The sequence below is a fragment of the Luteibacter flocculans genome, assembly GCF_023612255.1.
GTDB lineage: Bacteria > Pseudomonadota > Gammaproteobacteria > Xanthomonadales > Rhodanobacteraceae > Luteibacter > Luteibacter flocculans.
Genome location: NZ_CP063231.1, coordinates 3,421,406 through 3,437,740, shown reverse-complemented (window position 1 = coordinate 3,437,740; position 16,335 = coordinate 3,421,406). Strand labels below are relative to the sequence as shown.

Here is a 16,335-nt window from a genome sequence, read left to right as displayed (position 1 = left end):
AGGGACCGCAGCGCGGCGCCCTCCCGGTTTCGTCAGGTATGACGCAGGTCGAAGGTGATCGGCACACGCGCCCACGCCTTGACTGCATGGCCGTTCGCGGTGGCTGGCTGGAATCGCCACCGGGCCAGGACCTGATCGCGCGCCGCCTTGTCGAGCAGTTCGTGGCCGCTGGTGTTCTCCACGACCACATCGATAGGCTTGCCCGTTTCGTCGACCAGCACGCGGAGCGTCACCGTGCCCTGCATGCGGGCGCCGATCGCCGCGCGTGGATATGCCGGGACGGGTGCCGAGACGTAGGCCAGCCGTTCCTCCGCTGGTGCTGCCTGTTCGGTGGTGGGTGACGTCGGGGCCACCTCGGTCGGCGTCGTGAGCGTTACGGGCACATGCCCTTCGTCGCTCGGTGCCTGCACCTGTTGCGGCACGACTTCGACCGTCTTCGGCGTCCGGGTGGGTTGCGCCTGTACCTTCGGTGGAAGGGGCTTCAGAAGAATCGATGGAGGTGGAACCACCGTTGGCTCCACCGGATGGTCGATCAGGCGAATGGTCGGCGATGGGAGCGGGGCAGGCGACAACGTCGCCACTATGGGCCGCATCACGGCAAGCAGGGCGGCGGCATTGAGCGCAATGGCCGCACTCATGGCGACGATGCGGACGGTATCCGGATGGACTCCGGCCAGGGACTGCGGACGAGCGAACGACATGAGCCACCTCCTGCAACGTGGGGGGAAGGTGATGCGCGGTCGGGAACACGGCCGGTGGGGGCCGGCGGGGATCGTGTTCGGGTCCGGTTGCAGATTAGGCGTGCGTTGCGAGAACTTGCAATAGGGATGTATGGACGTCCAGGCGGCCGTCAGTGCGCCACGAGCATCGGTACGTCGGACTGCATGAAGAGGTAGCGCGTGGTGCCGCCGAGCACCATTTCCGACAGTCGTGACCGACCCCATGCGCCCATGACGATGAGATCCGCGTTCTCCGCGTGCGCCAGTTCCAGCAGGGCGGGGCCCGGCGACGGCAGCGCCGCGTCGTCGAGGCGGCGCACCTCGGCTGTGACCCCATGGGTCTGCAGCCAGCCGCAGATGTCGGTATCCGGCAGAGCGCAGGTGCCGACGTCCTCGTCGCGGCTGCCGTCGATCACGGTCACCCGCGACGCCTTGCGCAGCAGGGGCAACGACGAGCGCACCGCGAGGGCGGACTCACGGCTACCGCTCCACGCCACGAGCACGTGATCGCCGAGCGTCTCCACAGGCGCGGCCTCGGGCACCACGAGCACGCCGCGGCTCGAGGCGAAGACGGTGCGCGAAACGACGCCGAATCCGACCGGGGCATCGCCACGCATCGTCGAGGAGCGCTCCATGACCACAAGGTCGTAGCCGGCCGAGGCATGGGCCAGCAAGGTCACCGTATCGCCGTTGCCCACCCGCCAGTTGCCCTGCAGCCTGCGTGACTGGAGGAGGGTGGCCCAATCGCTCGCTACCGCCTTGGCATCGCTGGCACGTTGTCGCACCGCGTCCAGTTGCATAGGGACTGCTTCCGGCACCGTGAACGCGGCGGCGGGAAGATCCACCACATGCATCGCGTCGAGCCGCGCGCCCAGGCGCGACGCCATGGCGAGCGCTGCGCGAAGGCCGGCGCCCTGGGGTGGCAGACGGGGGATGTGCACGAGCAATTCGAGGGTCATGGCGCCATGGAACACCGACAGGACGTCGCGGTCAATTGCCGCGCTCGTTGCGAGCGGTTCTCGATAACCCGTCGCATCGGGTACCCTCGGATACGGGTTCTCGTGGAGTCAGTGATGGTCATCGACAGCGCACAACCGCGCTATCCGTTCGGCGAAGAGATTGCCAGCAGCGTGATTCATGGCATCGGCTGGGTGCTCAGCATCGCGGGGCTGGCTGTGCTGGTGGCGTTCTCGGCCATGCAGGGCGACGCACGAGCCGTCGTCGCCAGTTCAGTGTTCGGCACGACGCTGATTCTGTTGTACACGGCGTCGACGCTTTATCACTCCGTGCCTGGCGTGGCTGCCAAGCGCGTGCTGCGCACACTCGATCACATCGCCATCTTCCTGCTCATCGCCGGCACGTACACGCCCTTCACCCTGCTGGCCTTGCCCGGCGCATGGGGTTGGGGATTGTTTGGCACGATCTGGGCGCTCGCGCTGATCGGCAGCGCGGCCGAACTGGGTCTGCTCAAGCGCTATCGCAAGGCCGCCGTGGCGATGTACGTGGCCATGGGTTGGGTCGCGCTGGTCGCGGTGGAACCGCTTCGCGCCAACGTACCTACCGGCGGCCTCGTGCTGCTGTTCGGTGGCGGCGTTGCCTATACGGCCGGCGTGCCGTTCTACGTCGCGCGCCGGCTGCCCTATCACCACGCGATCTGGCACCTTTTCGTGCTGGTCGGCAGCGTGCTGCACTATCTGGCGGTGCTGCTGTACGTGATCCCCGGGGCGTCCGACCGCTGAGGACAGCGAGAGGCTTGTCGGTGGGAGCCAGCCTGCTGGCGATGGGGCTTGCCTCGCCGCTACACCGCTTCGTTGGCTTTTCGCCACCAGGGTGGCTCCCACCTTTGCTTCGTTGGCCTCTCACCGTTAGAGCGGAGCGGCCCTTACGGGGACTTCTTTTCCTGCGCCGGGACGAACTGCGTGCGCACGGCTTCGGCGAGCAGATCCGGCGGCAGCAGGCCTTGCGCGATCAGGAAGTCGTTGAACGCCTTGCGGTCGAACTTCGTGCCGAGCCGGGTCTGCGTTTCCGCACGCAGTTCCAGGATGCGGCTGTAGCCATAGAAATAGGCGGTGGCCTGACCGGGCGAGTTCAGCGTGTAGCGATCCAGTTCCTGCCGCGCCATCGGCTCGGACAGGCCTACGTCATGAACCAGGATGTCGTGTGCGCGATCCCGCGTGATCATGCCCAGGTTGAGCATCGGATCGAGGAACGCGCGCGCCGCGCGCAGCAAGCGGAATTGCAGTGCGATGAACTGTCCGGCCGGCGGCTCGTACGGCATCATCTCCGCTTCCGCATACAGCGCCCAGCCTTCCACGTTCACGCTGTTGAAGGCGAACAGACTGCGCGTGAGCGACACCCCCTGTTCCACCATCGCGGCGAATTGCAGCTCGTGCCCCGGGCGGCCCTCGTGCGCCGTGAGCGTCCAGGCTGCGGCCTCGAAGGTGAAGTCGTCGTAGGTCTGGGTCTTGTCGCCATCCGCGGGCGGATTGCCCGTGGTGAGCACGAAGGTGCCGCGCTGGCCCGTGTTTCCGACGAACGGAGGCGGGTCCATATGCGGTGCCGGCGTGCGTGCGTTCTCGGCTTCGGAGGCAAGTCGCATCGCCATCTCGCGCTTCGGCAGCTCCACGATGCGCTGCGCGCGGATGGTGTCCTCGATCTTGCCGATGACCGCGTGGTACGTGGGCTCGACCTTGTCCTTCGCGAGTTGCTTCTTCTTGAGCGCCTTCAGCACGTCGCGGTAGTCGCCATCGGGGAGGCCTTCGGCTTTCGCCACCACGGGCGCGAGCATCTGCAAGGCGTACGTGGTTTCCATGAACTCGAGCTGCGCGCGGTCGATGAGTTCGCGCGGTGAAATGTCCAGACCGACCTGTTCGAGGTTATATGCGTAGAGTGGCTCGGGCAGCCGGAAGTCCGTGCGTGCACGCGGGAGCACCACCTTCTTCACCCACGCGTTGTAATCCTTGAGCTGCTGGTCGAGCTTGGCCATCGCCTCGTCGCTGCCAGCGATCTTCTTTTCCGCAAACAGCTTGCGGATGCCGTCGACGTAGCGCTGCGTATTGCCCAGCTTCTGCTCCACGTCGGCCTTCACGGGGCCGAGCAGCTTCGTATCGCTGAGTTTTTCCGTGGTCCGTGCACGTGCCTGGTCGACCAGTGCCGTACAGCCCGGCGCGATGCCCACGTAGCACTTCAGGCGACCCAGGGCCGCCTTGTTCTGTTCCGGGGTGCTCTCGGCGTTGAGCAGCGAGAATTCGCCGCTGAAGACGATCTGTCCCGCGTCGTACCAGGGAAGCAGGTATTTCCCGTTCAGATCGATGCCCTTGATGCTGCCGTCGATCTGCTTGAGCAGGATCTGCAAATCCTGCTTCACGTTGGGATCCTTCTCCACAGCGAGGCGCTTGTTCACGGTGTCGCGTACTGCCACGAGAGCCGCGCGCTGGCGCTTGTCCACGTCGGGGCCGAGGTCCACCGTTTTCTCGTCGTAACCCTTGAGGCCGATGTCGGTGGCCGATTCGGGACTGAACCGCGCGGTGACGTCGAGCAGCGGCTGTGCGTCGGCGTTGCTGCGGGCGATCCAGGCGGGTTGCGTGGCGGTCTCGGCGTGCAGGCTGCCGACCGCGAAGGTCACGGCGGCGGCGAGGGTGAGTCGTCGGAACATGCGTGTCTCCCCAGTGAAGTCCGGCGAGACTAGCGGTTGCGGCGGCCCAGCGCCAATGTGCCCCATGGCCGGTTAGCTGAAAAGCATCCCCAGCCCCGCCATGCCGATCATCAAAAACGAGATCACCACCTTGGCGAGGATGCCCACCAGCATGCCGACCCAGGTACTCATGCCCACGTGCGCGGAGCGCAGCACGCTTTGACCCGACCACAGCTCGCCTGCGACCGCGCCGGCAAAGGGGCCGATCAGCAGGCCGGGTATGCCGAAAAACATGCCGATGGTGGTGCCTACGCCTGCCCCCCAAAGGGCGCGTGAACTGGCACCGATGCGTTTCGCACCGAGCGATGCGGAAATAAAGTCCAGCGCCACGCCCACCGCGCCGACGATGCCGATCGCCAGCAGCCAGCCCCAGCCGAGGTGGCGATACTCGTCCACGGCCGCGGCAAGCCAGATGCCACCGAAGATCATCGGAATGCCCGGCAGCACGGGCAGGATCGCGCCTGCCACGCCACCGACGATGAGCGCGGCAGCGAGCAGGTAGAGAAACAGCTCCATCAACGGAAGGCCTCGCGATACTCGGGCTTGAGAAGCGCGGAGAACGCTTCGCTCGGCACGTCGATGGCCTGCGGACCGGCGGCGTACGACGCCACCTGGTAGGGCGGGAAGATGAAGGTGAGGCCGTGGACCTTGTCGTCGGGGCCTGTGAGCAGGCTGAAAACGCGGTAGTGGTCCGCGTCCGGCGCCGTGCCTTCGTCGATCTGCGTGGCATCGGAGGCGAGCGGTTCGTCCTGGTCGTCCAGCGCGGTGAGCAACTGGCGGCGTGCTTCGGCGGCGAAGGCCCGCTCGGCCGCCTTGGGATCGGTGAAGAGTTCGTCGATGCCCACCACGCGGCGCTCGCGCACGTCGTAGGTGAAGCTGTCGACGATGGGCGCGGGGTGGGCCCCGCCGGTAAACGAGGAGCCGTCCACCTGCACATTGATGAAGCGGTCGGTACGCGAGGCGATAGCGACGTCGAGATTCAGATCCCAGGGAAGCTCGCGCGCGCTTGCCTGCGCATCGGGCGCATCGAGGGTGGCGAGGAAATCCCGCTTCTGGCGCGCCACGTAGTGATCGATCGCCTGGCGCAGCGGCGCCGCCTCGGGTGGCAGATCGGGCAGCTTCAGCTCCATCGTATACAGGCCTTCGCGCCCGGATTGGGTATCCTTGTTCGACCCTGCCTGCGCGGGAGGCGGCGTGGTGCCGCTCTTCGCGCGATCGGTATCGTCGCGGCAGGCAGCGAGCCCGGCCACGGCGATGAAAAGCGGCAGGATGTGTCGCACCGGCATCTTGCGTGTTCTCCTTCGCGTGGCTCGCAACCGGAAATACTAGATCAGAATACCCCTAGCGTAGCTTCCGCATGGCGGACAGCGCGTCAATGAATGAAGGAACCACGTGCATACGGCGACGACGGAATCGGTGACCCTGCTGAAGGCCGACGAACTGGGCCGCATCGAGCGCGTGGATCGTGATGGCGTGCGGCTGATTCGCCGCGACATCGGTGCGGCGCGCTGGTGGGCGCGCTGGTTCGCGCGTCGTGCCGCGGCGCGCGAGGCGCGTGCCCTGCGTCGTCTGGAGGGCGTGGACGGCGTGCCCCGCCTGCTGGCGTGGAATGGCAGCGTGCTCGAACGCAGCTACATGGCAGGCGAGCCGATGCAGGTAGGGCGTCCGCTCGATGCTGCTTACTATCGCGATGCATTGCGCCTGCTCGCCGTGCTGCACCGGCGCGGCATCGTGCACAACGACCTCGCCAAGGAACCGAACTGGCTTGTGCGCGAGGACGGCTCGCCGGGCCTGGTGGATTTTCAGATCGCCTGGACACGTGGACGCCGCGGCGCGCTGTTCCGCCTGCTGGCGCGGGAAGACCTTCGTCACCTGCTCAAACACAAGCGCACGTATGCGCCCGAGCGTCTCTCTGCGCGGCAGCAGCGCATCCTCGCTCAGCCGGCGCCGCATTCACGGCTGTGGCGCGCGACCGGAAAGCGCCTCTACAAACTCGTGGCGCGGCGGATCTTTGGCTACTGGGACAACGAAGGGCAGGGCCGGGTACGCCGCTGAGCGGGTATCCGGCCGGCCAGGCGCGTCATTTCTCGACGAACGCGCGCTCGATCACGTAATCGCCCGGCTCACGCGTGCGCGGTGAGGCCTGGAAACCTTCGCCATCGAGCAGCACGCAGACGTCTTCCAGCATCGACGGGCTGCCGCAAAGCATGACGCGATCCTCAGCGGGGTTGAGTTGCGGCAGGCCCGTCGCGCGGGCCAGCTCGCCGTCGGCGATGGCATCGGTGATCCGGCCCCGGTTGCGGAATGCCTCGCGGGTCACCGTCGGGTAGTAGATGAGCTTCTGGCGGACCAGCTCGCCCAGGTACTCGTGGTTCGGCAGTTCGTTCTCGATGTACTCGGAGTAGGCAAGATCGTTGACGTGGCGAACGCCATGGGCGAGCACGATTTTGTCGAAACGCTCGTAGGTTTCCGGATCGCGGATGATCGACAGGAACGGCGCCAGACCCGTGCCGGTACCCAGCAGATAGAGGCGCTTGCCGGGCTTCAGATCATTGAGGACCAGGGTGCCGGTGGGCTTGCGGCTCACGATGACCGGATCGCCCGGCTTCAGGTGTTGCAGGCGCGAGGTGAGCGGGCCGTCCTGGACCTTGATGCTGAAGAATTCCAGGTGTTCTTCGTAATTCGCACTGGCAATCGAATAGGCACGCATCAGCGGCTTGCCGTCCACTTCCAGCCCGATCATCACGAAATGCCCGCTTTCGAACCGGAATCCCGGGTCGCGGGTGGTGCGGAAACTGAAGAGGCTGTCGTTCCAGTGATGCACGTCGATCACGTGCTCGGTCGCCAGTGCCACCATGGTGTGCTGAACCTCAAAGACGAAAAGGGCGGGCCAACGCGCCGCGCGCGGTGGCCTGGGATCGGCTGGGGAAGCGGCCGGTGGGGCCGCGCTGCCTCGCGCGTCGATGCGCACCGCGTAGGTGCGCGCTCATGGGGCGCAAGTTTAAGCCATATCGATCCGGGTCGCCGCACCCGGCTGCACTAGGACAACGCGAATTCGGTAACAGGCCCTATGATGCGGGGCCGTTCGCAGGAAGGAGAGACGCCAATGACCCGACCGGATTACGCCGTGGGCCAGGCCTGGACCTATCGCACCCGCCCAGGCGAGGAAGCCTCGCGTGTTGCCATCCGCCATCTCGATCGCGAACCGGAAGACGGCGACGTCTTCCACGTCTCCATCCTCGACGTGAAGCTGCGCAACCACCGGTTGCCCGGCGGTCTGCAGCCGGCCATGCAGCATGCCGCCGTGTCGCGCGCGTCGCTGGATGCGAGCCTGCTGGCTCGTGCTGGCGACGCCGATGCCGATGAATCGTGGCGGGATGGATACGCGGTCTGGCGGCAGGCCTACGACAACGGCGATGCGGGGGTTTTCGACCTGCCGCTGGCCGACGTGCTGGGATACATCGAGATGGTGGTGGCCGCCTCCGGCGAGGCGCGCTGATTCGCCGCACCTTCCCGCCTTACGAAAGCCCTCAGGGCTGTCACGCCTGGGTTGCGTTTTAACCGGCATCTAAACCTTTGAGTTGCCAAGCCCCGAGTCCGTGAGGCGTGCGGCGCGTGGCAGCATCCGCGCTTTGGACAAGCACGGACACGGCATGATGCCTGGATGGTGGCGCCTTGGAGCAGGCCTTGGAGGCCTGGGCGCATGTGCGATCGCTCCTTATCTATCGGGCGCCTGCATCGTGCTGGTGCTCGGCGTGCCGCTGGCGGAACTCCACTACGGGTTGGCGCTGGCGTATTGGCAATCGCTGGAACTGCCCGAGTACCTTCCTTACGCCGGGCGCATTCGCGTGGCTGGGCTGATCGGCCTGGCACTGGCGCCGATGCTGTGGGCGCTCGGCGTGGTCTGCCTGGTGCGACGTACCCGGGCGCTGGAACCTTCGCCGTCCGTGTCGCCCGTCGATACGGCGCGCGTGCTGCGCCGGCTCCCTGCGTGGACCCGGCCCAAACAGCCGCCGCTCTCGCGCCATGGCCTGCGCACGCTTACCTTGCCGCCCGGCGAGTCGCTGCTGGTCGTCGCCCCGGGCTATCCGATCACGCACGAGGTGCTGCGCGGCGCGCTACGCGATCTGACCGGGCCGCTTCTGGTCATCGATCTGGATGGCACCATGCACGCTGCCACCGCCGGTTGGCGTGTCGGGCACGGCGAAGTGCATCGGCTCGCGCCGTTCGGCGGTGGCCGGCCTTGGAATCCCTTGGCGATTGCCTGCACTCCTGAACGGCTTCGCCGCCCCGAACTCGATGCGCTGGCACAAGCCTGGTACCCGGAGCGGCGCATCGAGCAACGCGCACGGGTCAGCCAGGTGCGCCGCCTGTTCGTAACGCTGGTGGAGACCGTGGACGCGGTGCTGCGTGTCGCGCAAGAAGCCGTGCCACCGGCGCCGGGCGACCTGTGGCGTTTGCTTGAGCCGCTCGCCGACGCCGACAGCGTACGGCGATGGCTCCATGCGCTGGCCGCGCTGCCGGCGCTGCGGCCCGCGACCAAGTCGGCATTGCTCGCATGTGCGGACATCGACGACGAAGGGCTGCTACGCCTGATCGACCGCCTGCGCGTGCCCTTGGCCGTGTTCGCCTCAGCAACGGTGGACGCGGCCACGCGTGGCCCTGCCTTTGTCCCCGCGGCACCCGAGCGCGCCACGATCTATCTGGACGTGCCCTATGGGCATCGCGACGCGGCGGTGCCGTTGATCGAGGCGTGCGTAACGCAGTGGAGGGCCGGGGCGAACCACCACGCGCCCACGGTGGCGATTCATGGCCTCGACCTGCTGCCGCCGTTACCGTGCCTGCTCGAGCACGCCGACACGCTGCGGTGTCTCGCTTCGGCGCGCAGCGCCACGGCGCTGTTCCGCGAATACTGCGACGCGCTCGCCGCACGCTTCGGCGTGCTGGCCTCCCACGCGCCGGTCGATCGATTGCGTGCCGAACGCGAAGCGCAGGGCATCAAGCATTTCCTCGACGCACATCGGCGCCAGGGGCGTCGCATGCCCAGCGAGCCGTCTACGGAGGATGCGCTCGCACTCCGCTCCGGCGAGCAATGGCTGCTCGGCGCCGCGTTGCCGCGTCCCGTGCGCTGCGCGGTGGTCACGCCGCACCGCCACGCCCCTCATCCCCCTCATGAAGCCCAAGGAGAGGCCATGTCCTTCCCCCGACCGCTCGCCGTGTTGCTCACCTCGCTGATGACCACGGGCTCAACGCCGGAGCCGAAGCCGATCGCCTACCCGCACAGCATCGGCGGCGTGATCGTTCCGCCCGGCATGCGTGGCGCCATGCTCGGTCCGCATGCGTTCGCGTTTCCGGAGAACGTGTTCAAGGCGCATTACCGCCCGACCTCGAACGGTTCGGAGGTCAGTTTCGTGCTGCGCTGGCCGTCGCTGGAGCCTTGGCCCGAGGACGTTTACATGTATCGCGATGAGGAGACGTTTCTGTCTTCGTTGCCTATCTCCGTCAGGTACCTCGAACGGCTGTCCGACGAACAAGTACGTCGTCGCATGCAACGTTTCATTGAGCCCTTCGATCCCGAAGGTGAATTCGGTCGGGACAACCCTTCCGAAAACCTGCACCTGCGGATCAAGGGCGAGCCGGTGCATGGCTTGACGCCGTACTACACCGACTTCCCGGCGCTGGAGCGCTACTACGCGCGTCTTTACGGACCCGACACACCGGCTGCTGAGCCGTGGGGCTATGGGAACGAGGATTGGTTTGTCGACATGGGCTCTGAGGGGATACCGCGCACCGTACTCAAGTGTTCACCCGCATCCATTCCGGATGGCGTCACCGCGACGCCAAACGGGCTGGCCGTGAAACCGGATGTCTTCCGCCGCGCTATGTGCGATCACCATTTCTTCCTCCCCGAGTACCGCGCCCGCGTTTCGCTGTCCTACCAGCGTATCGTCATGGCCGATTGGCGGCGGATCGAGGATCGCATCCGGCAACTTCTTCGCGACGGGGAGGTTAAGCCGTGAGCGCGCCTGGCCTTACCCCGACCAACCTCGGTGTGCTTCGCCACTACGCCAACACGGAAAACCGCGAGCTGTACTGGAACTATCTGGCGCAATTGCCCGGCAACGACGGCTACGGACGTCTTGCCCTGGGCGTTGTCCGTCACGACAACATGCCGGGCAAGATAGCGAATCTCTACGCACAGAACTACGCGCGCGAACACAACGGCAAGGTCTTCAGCGAGCGCGAATGGGACAACTTTGGCATCGACCTTATGAGGCGCGATCTGGCCTATCGCGAGCAGCGGATGGGCGAGGGCGAAACGCGACTTGCATTGAACCTACCCGTCAAACAGGTGCAGGACGCTCACGACCAGTCGTTCCGTCAACTCCGTGTGGACGTCAACGCCTGGACCCCGCGCAAATTGCTCGAAGCGGCACGCCGTGAAGGCGAGCGCGATGCACAGCGCGAGCAGACGTGCGCCACAGAGCGCGGCGAGGTGCTGCCCGGAGCAACGTTAGACAGGATTATCGAAGCCCCCGCCGAACGCATCTGGTCCATCATGCTCAACGACCAGGCGCTCGGCCTGCACCGGGGCAAGGACACCTTGCTCGGCCTCGTCGCCGCGCAGGACATGTCGTTGGCCGACCGTGCCGCATACGCGCGCGACATGGGCGCGGCGTATGTCGGCGCATTGAACGAGCGCCCGCACGATTCGCCCAACGTCATCGGTCGCAACGACCACTACTACATGCGCGATCGCCACGGCGAATGGATGGAGATCCGCCACGCGGAACCCGTCATGGGCATCCGCCACGACCAGCTCGACGACGTGACCGAACCACAACGCCGAACGCTGGAAGACACGCGTGACCTGCGCCTGCACCGTGCCGCGGCGCGCGAGGCATTCCATCCCGACGACGCCGGTCGCCTCGTGGAATCGGCGCACCCGCTGACGCATACAAAGCCGCGTGCCACGCTGCCGCGTCCGGACGACGATCCACTCTACGCCGCTGTGCGCCACCGTCTGCCGATGGACATCTCCGATGCCAAGGCTGCCGAGGTGGCCCTGAAGGCCCGTCGCATCGGTATCCATCATGCGCAGGACCTGGGCGCGGTCGACGTCGCGGACGATCGCATCCTCTGCAGCGCGCGATATACCGGCAAGGTCGCGTCGATCGAATGCGACAGCACGCCGCCGCCGAAGGACCAAAGCATCGACCAGGCCCGGCAACTCGATCAGGCCTTCGCCAACGACCTGCGCCAACAGGCGGAACACATCGCGATGCAGCGACAGCAGCGAAGCCATGGCATGAGCCTGTAATAACGGTGGCCGACATCCAGACAAAAAAAGAGCGCCCGATCCACGGACACCGGTTGGGGATGAGCCGGTGTCCGTGGAGGGGCGCAAGTCTCACACAGGGATCTTGCGGGTGTTGAAGACGCTTAGAAGTCGTACGTGACGGCGAGGCGCGCGTAGCGCGGATCCTGAGTGATCAGCGGAACGCGGTAGATCGGATGCGGCGAGCCGCGGTTTTCGTACTCGGTCGGGTAGCGGAACGTGGCGCGCTGCTGGTTGAGCACGTTGAAGACGTTCGCCGAGAACGCCAGCTTCGAGTCCGCCCAGCCGGGGCGATAGGTCACGCCGAGATCCAACTGGAAGGTCCACGGCAGGCGGCCCTTGTCTCCCGGGGGCGATGGCTGACCGTCGCACCAGTGATACGAGCTACCGTAGTGCGCCGGGTCTTCCTCGTTCGGACCCCAATAGCCAAGGCAGACTTCCGGCGCGCCGGAGGTTGCCTGCAGGTTGCCGGACAACTGCCACTCGGGTGCGAACTGCCAGTAACCGTAGGCCTTGAACACGTGCGTGTGATCGTTGCCGAGCGGACCATTGGCGTAATCCATCACGTAGTGGTTGTCCCAGTCCACGCTGCCTGCGGCACCCGCCTGACGCGTGTCGGTGCGCGCCTGGCCCTCAGTGTTGCCGTACGAGTGCGACCACACGTAATCGAACTTGCCGTACCAGGTGCCATCGAACTGGTGCTCGGTGTAGAACTCGGCGCTGAGGTAGCGGCGTTTCGTCTTCGGCATGCCCATTTCTTCGCGGCTGAGCGGCACGACGAACGGATTGCCCGCGCTGTCGATCAGGGTGAACTTGTTCGAATGGCCGCCGTTGACGAGGTAGCAACTGTTCGTCGAGCCGACCGTATAACCAAGGGCGGTGGCTTTGTTGGTGACGACGTCGAGGTCGCAGAAATCGTCGATGACGGCATTGAGTTTGCGCTGCATCAGTTTCACGCCATACGTCCAGTGTTCGCCGAACGTCTTGTCGAAGCCCAGGATGAACTCGTCCTGGTTCTCGGACTTCAGATCCTTCGCGGCAACGGTGCGTGGGTCGGGCGGAATACCGTACGAGTTGTTGCCCGATACCACGCCGCTGAACTGCGTGAGACCGGTCGGCGTGCCATCCACCGGGTTGATGCCGGAATAGGTGAAGTACTGCTGCGTGGCGGTGTAGCCGGCAGCCGCACCCGTGGCCGGATTGAGCGGCAGGCCGAGATAGTAGCGACCGGCGTTGGCGTAGACCTTGAAGCTGCCGTCACCGTTCACGTCCCACGACGCGCCAAGACGCGGCGCCCATTGCGGACGCGTCTGCTTGATGAACGGCTCGCCGAACTGGTTGTAGTCGGTGAACTGGTCGTTGCGCAGGCCGAGCGAGAGCAGCCAGCGGTCGCTGACCTGCCACTTGTCTTCGATGTACTGGGCTTTCTGGTCGGAGCGGACGTTGACGAGGTTATTCACCACGTTGCGGCTGACCCAGTAACCGCCCGCGCCGTTGGGGAACAGGGCAGGGGCGGGAACGAAGTTGCGTCCGGGCGTGTTGTCGATGGCTTCGGTCGGATCGTCGGAATGGCCGTAGCTCCACACGTAGCCGGGGCCCGGGCTCTGCGTGCCGAAGTCCTCCACACGCGAACGCACGTTGTCGATACCGACGGCGATCGTGTGATCGCCCAGCACGTAGGCGACGTCGAAGCGGAAGTTGGTCGACTTGTTGCCACGGCCCGGTGAGCTGATGTCAGCCACCTGGTTGTTCTGGATCGGGTGGCCGCCGTTCAATGCCGGGTTCTGGCGTACCGGATTATCCACGCGGATGAGCGCCGGGTCGTATTCGGTCGGCTGGTCGTAGTTCTTGCTCGACATCTTGCCGAACATGGCGCTCACGGTCAGGTTCTCCGTGATGTAGCCCGTGTACTTGGCTACCCACAGGTCGCCGCCGGTCTTGGTGTCGTTGACGTCACCGATCCGTGCGGTACGCGAGAGGTTGGCGTAGTCGTAGCTGTAGCGGGTGCCGGAGCCTTCGCGCTTGTCGCCTGCACTGGTCAACTCGAGGATGTTGCTGTCGTTGATGTTCCAGTCGAGCTTGCCGTACCAGCGCGGGTTGTCGTAGTTGTTCGTCGAGGCGGGCGTGCTGCTGCCGACCGAGTTCACGTTGCGGTAGCCCTGCTTCTCGAATTCGCCAGCCAGGAAGAAGAACAGTTTGTCCTTGATCAGCGGGCCGCCCGCGTAAGCGCTGACCGTGGTGCTCCACTTGTCGTTCTGGCTCTTCGGCTGATACAGGTCACCGGCCGGCGCGGAGTTGGGCGTGTTCGCGTAATGCAGGTTCGGGCCCGACGCGCGGGCCCAGTTCGGCTCCCACAGGATCTGTGCGCCGAAATGCCATTCATTGGTACCGCGCTTGCCGACCTGACTGATCACGCCGCCATCGGAACGACCGTACTGCGCGCTGTAGCCGCCGGTATAGACCTCCTGCTGGTCCACCGCACCGTAGGGAAGCTGCAGGCCACCCAGTGCGTTCAACGGATCGGTGGTGTTGAAGCCGTTGACGTAATAGGCGTTCTCATTGGCCGCGGCGCCGCCGAAGCTGGCAACCGAGCGGCCGGTATCGCTGGTGAAGCCTCCGCCGTTGTTGACCACGCCCGGCGCGAGGCGCGCGATGGCTTCGGCGGAACGGCCCAGCGGTAGCTTCGCGAGCTGTTCGGACGTGATGACGGTGCGCGAGTCGACCGCGGTCACGTCGATGTTCGGCAGGGCCGTCCCGGTGACCGTCACGCCTTCGAGGCTGGCTGCGTTGCTGGCGCTGGCCGTCGCAGGCGCATTGAAGGACACGTCGGTGCTGGCGCCGACACGCAGGGTCACGTCCTTGCGCGTATCGACCGGTGCGCCGTCGCGCATCAGCGTGACGGTATAGGTGCCCAGCGGCAGTTGGTTTGCGCTGTAGCGGCCGCGTTCGTCCACGGCGACCTCGCGCCGGAAACCGGCGCCGCTTTCGACGACCACCGTCTGGTTGCCGCCCGCGGGAACCGAACCGTTGAGAGCGCCGGTGGTGGACTGCGCATACACGCTCGAAACGCTGCCCAGGCACGTGCATACCGCCAGTGCGAGAGCGCGCCTGCGAGAGAGAAACTGCTTGTTCATGACTTCCCCGAATTGGTGCCCCAGAAAAAAGACGGCAGCACGGGAAAGCGGCAACGGGCCCCCGCCCGAACGCTCTGCTCTGGAGCCAAGACGACCCCTCCCGCGCTCCATCGCCTAGCCGTCCATTTGTCTCGATCCAAATGGACTCCGCCGATGATTTACAGGAGGTATCCTGCGATGTCCAGCCCGTTACAGGCGTCATTCGACTCCCTTTTGGTCTGCTCCGCCCCTTGCCGCGGCGCAGCAGAAAACGCCGTAACTACAGGCTTTTATGGGGATTCATCCACCCGTTTGTTGCCGAAAAAGTGCCTTGGGGCTTCCGTGAAAGCGATCGTAAAAAATCGCGCGGCGACGAGCCGTGGCGGACGTCTGGACGTCCATGTTTGGATCGAGGCAAATGTCATGCCAATCCGGGATGGCCGGCCGGCGCAGGGCCGCCGTTGAGCGGCACATCACTTCGCATCCACCCGCGCTGTCGAACAGTCGGCCGATGAAAATCGCCACCTACAACGTCAACGGCATCCGCTCGCGGCTCCCCCATCTGCTCGAATGGCTGGGGCGCGAGGCACCCGACGTGGTCTGTCTGCAGGAACTGAAGGCAACCGACGCGGGGTTCCCGATCCGCGAGATCGAAGCCGCCGGGTATGGTGCGTTGTGGATTGGCCAGTCCTCTTGGAATGGCGTGGCCATCCTTGCCAGAGGTGCCACGCCCCTGGAAAGCCGGCGCGGCCTGCCCGGCGATACGAAAGACCTTCAAAGCCGCTATCTGGAAGCAGCGGCGCATGGGGTGCTCGTCGGCTGCCTGTATCTGCCCAACGGTAATCCATGGCCGGGCCCCAAGTTCGACTACAAGCTCGCCTGGTTCGAGCGTCTGTTGCGTCATGCCCAAGTTCTGCTCGATACGGGGCACCCCGTGGTTCTCGCGGGCGATTACAACGTCGTGCCCACAGACGAGGACATCTACGATCCAAAGCACTGGCGACGCGACGCGCTGTTGCAACCGGAGAGTCGCGATGCGTACGCACGCCTGCTGGCGCAGGGCTGGACCGACGCGCTGCGCGCCACGCATCCGGACGAACGCATCTATACGTTCTGGGACTATTTCCGCCAGCATTGGCCCCGCGACCGCGGCCTGCGTATCGATCATCTGCTGGTGTCGCCTGACCTCGCGCCGCGGCTCAAGCGAGCCGGTGTGGATCGCTGGGTACGCGATCGCCCCAAGGCCAGCGACCATGCCCCGGTGTGGATCGAGCTGAAGGCACCGGCCAGGAAAGCCGCCGCGAAGAAGACGGTGGCGAAAAAGCCCGCGGCGAAGAAGACAGCCGCGAAGAGGACTGCCACCCGCAAGGAGGCGGCAGGAAAACTCCCGGTTGCCAAGGCCGTCTCGCCAAGGAAGCCCGCAAAGCCGCGCGCCCCAAGGCCTTGAGCCTTGCACTTGCCACCAGCGAC

Annotated in this window: 13 protein-coding genes; 6 read left to right on the top strand and 7 right to left on the bottom strand. The window is 65.6% G+C overall.

Features of this window, described 5'->3' with window-relative positions:
- Positions 1-32: 32 nt before the first annotated feature.
- Together IM816_RS14980 and IM816_RS14975 are read right to left on the bottom strand one after the other, a co-directional pair.
- Complete coding sequence (locus tag IM816_RS14980; protein ID WP_250338693.1) at positions 33-701, bottom strand: energy transducer TonB; 669 nt, start codon at positions 699-701, stop codon at positions 33-35.
- Between the two features lie 149 nt (positions 702-850).
- Entirely contained in the window at positions 851-1,678 is an 828-nt protein-coding gene (locus tag IM816_RS14975; RefSeq protein WP_250338692.1) for a universal stress protein, read from the bottom strand.
- Between the two features lie 114 nt (positions 1,679-1,792).
- Here IM816_RS14975 and trhA point away from each other — a divergent pair, with 114 nt between their 5' ends.
- Entirely contained in the window at positions 1,793-2,458 is a 666-nt protein-coding gene (trhA, locus tag IM816_RS14970; protein ID WP_250338691.1) for a PAQR family membrane homeostasis protein TrhA, read from the top strand.
- A gap of 143 nt (positions 2,459-2,601) precedes the next feature.
- On the opposite strand, the gene IM816_RS14965 is transcribed toward trhA, so the two are convergent.
- From IM816_RS14965 to IM816_RS14955, 3 genes are all read right to left on the bottom strand, one after another.
- Entirely contained in the window at positions 2,602-4,374 is a 1,773-nt protein-coding gene (locus IM816_RS14965; RefSeq protein ID WP_250338690.1) for a DUF885 domain-containing protein, read from the bottom strand.
- 72 nt (positions 4,375-4,446) lie between these two features.
- Positions 4,447-4,929: a DUF456 domain-containing protein gene (locus tag IM816_RS14960; protein ID WP_250338689.1), complete on the bottom strand. Its 483-nt coding sequence runs from the start codon at positions 4,927-4,929 to the stop codon at positions 4,447-4,449.
- On the bottom strand, positions 4,929-5,699 hold the full coding sequence (locus IM816_RS14955) for a DUF3298 and DUF4163 domain-containing protein (RefSeq protein ID WP_250338688.1): 771 nt from the start codon (positions 5,697-5,699) through the stop codon (positions 4,929-4,931). Before IM816_RS14955 ends, IM816_RS14960 begins: the two co-directional genes overlap by 1 nt.
- A gap of 106 nt (positions 5,700-5,805) precedes the next feature.
- Here IM816_RS14955 and IM816_RS14950 point away from each other — a divergent pair, with 106 nt between their 5' ends.
- Positions 5,806-6,468: an RIO1 family regulatory kinase/ATPase domain-containing protein gene (locus IM816_RS14950; protein ID WP_250338687.1), complete on the top strand. Its 663-nt coding sequence runs from the start codon at positions 5,806-5,808 to the stop codon at positions 6,466-6,468.
- Between the two features lie 25 nt (positions 6,469-6,493).
- On the opposite strand, the gene IM816_RS14945 is transcribed toward IM816_RS14950, so the two are convergent.
- Complete coding sequence (locus IM816_RS14945) at positions 6,494-7,270, bottom strand: ferredoxin--NADP reductase (RefSeq protein ID WP_250338686.1); 777 nt, start codon at positions 7,268-7,270, stop codon at positions 6,494-6,496.
- A 249-nt stretch (positions 7,271-7,519) separates the two neighbouring features.
- Between IM816_RS14945 and IM816_RS14940 the strand changes: the two genes are divergently transcribed.
- The 3 genes from IM816_RS14940 (at position 7,520) to IM816_RS14930 (ending at position 11,734) form a co-directional block, all read left to right on the top strand.
- Positions 7,520-7,912, top strand: coding sequence for a hypothetical protein (locus tag IM816_RS14940; RefSeq protein ID WP_072321976.1), 393 nt, complete (start codon positions 7,520-7,522; stop codon positions 7,910-7,912).
- A 154-nt stretch (positions 7,913-8,066) separates the two neighbouring features.
- Positions 8,067-10,433 (top strand): hypothetical protein, encoded by a 2,367-nt coding sequence (locus tag IM816_RS14935; RefSeq protein ID WP_250338685.1) that lies wholly within the window; start codon positions 8,067-8,069, stop codon positions 10,431-10,433.
- Positions 10,430-11,734, top strand: a complete 1,305-nt coding sequence (locus IM816_RS14930) for a hypothetical protein (RefSeq protein ID WP_250338684.1) — start codon at positions 10,430-10,432, stop codon at positions 11,732-11,734. The genes IM816_RS14935 and IM816_RS14930 overlap by 4 nt, the downstream gene beginning before the upstream one ends.
- Positions 11,735-11,856: 122 nt before the next feature.
- Here IM816_RS14930 and IM816_RS14925 read toward each other — a convergent pair whose 3' ends face one another.
- Positions 11,857-14,886: a TonB-dependent receptor gene (locus tag IM816_RS14925; protein WP_250338683.1), complete on the bottom strand. Its 3,030-nt coding sequence runs from the start codon at positions 14,884-14,886 to the stop codon at positions 11,857-11,859.
- Positions 14,887-15,376: 490 nt separating this feature from the next.
- Here IM816_RS14925 and IM816_RS14920 point away from each other — a divergent pair, with 490 nt between their 5' ends.
- Positions 15,377-16,312 carry an exodeoxyribonuclease III gene (locus tag IM816_RS14920; RefSeq protein WP_250338682.1) on the top strand — a complete coding sequence of 312 codons (936 nt, stop codon included), beginning with the start codon at positions 15,377-15,379 and terminating at the stop codon, positions 16,310-16,312.
- The last annotated feature ends 23 nt before the right edge of the window (positions 16,313-16,335 follow it).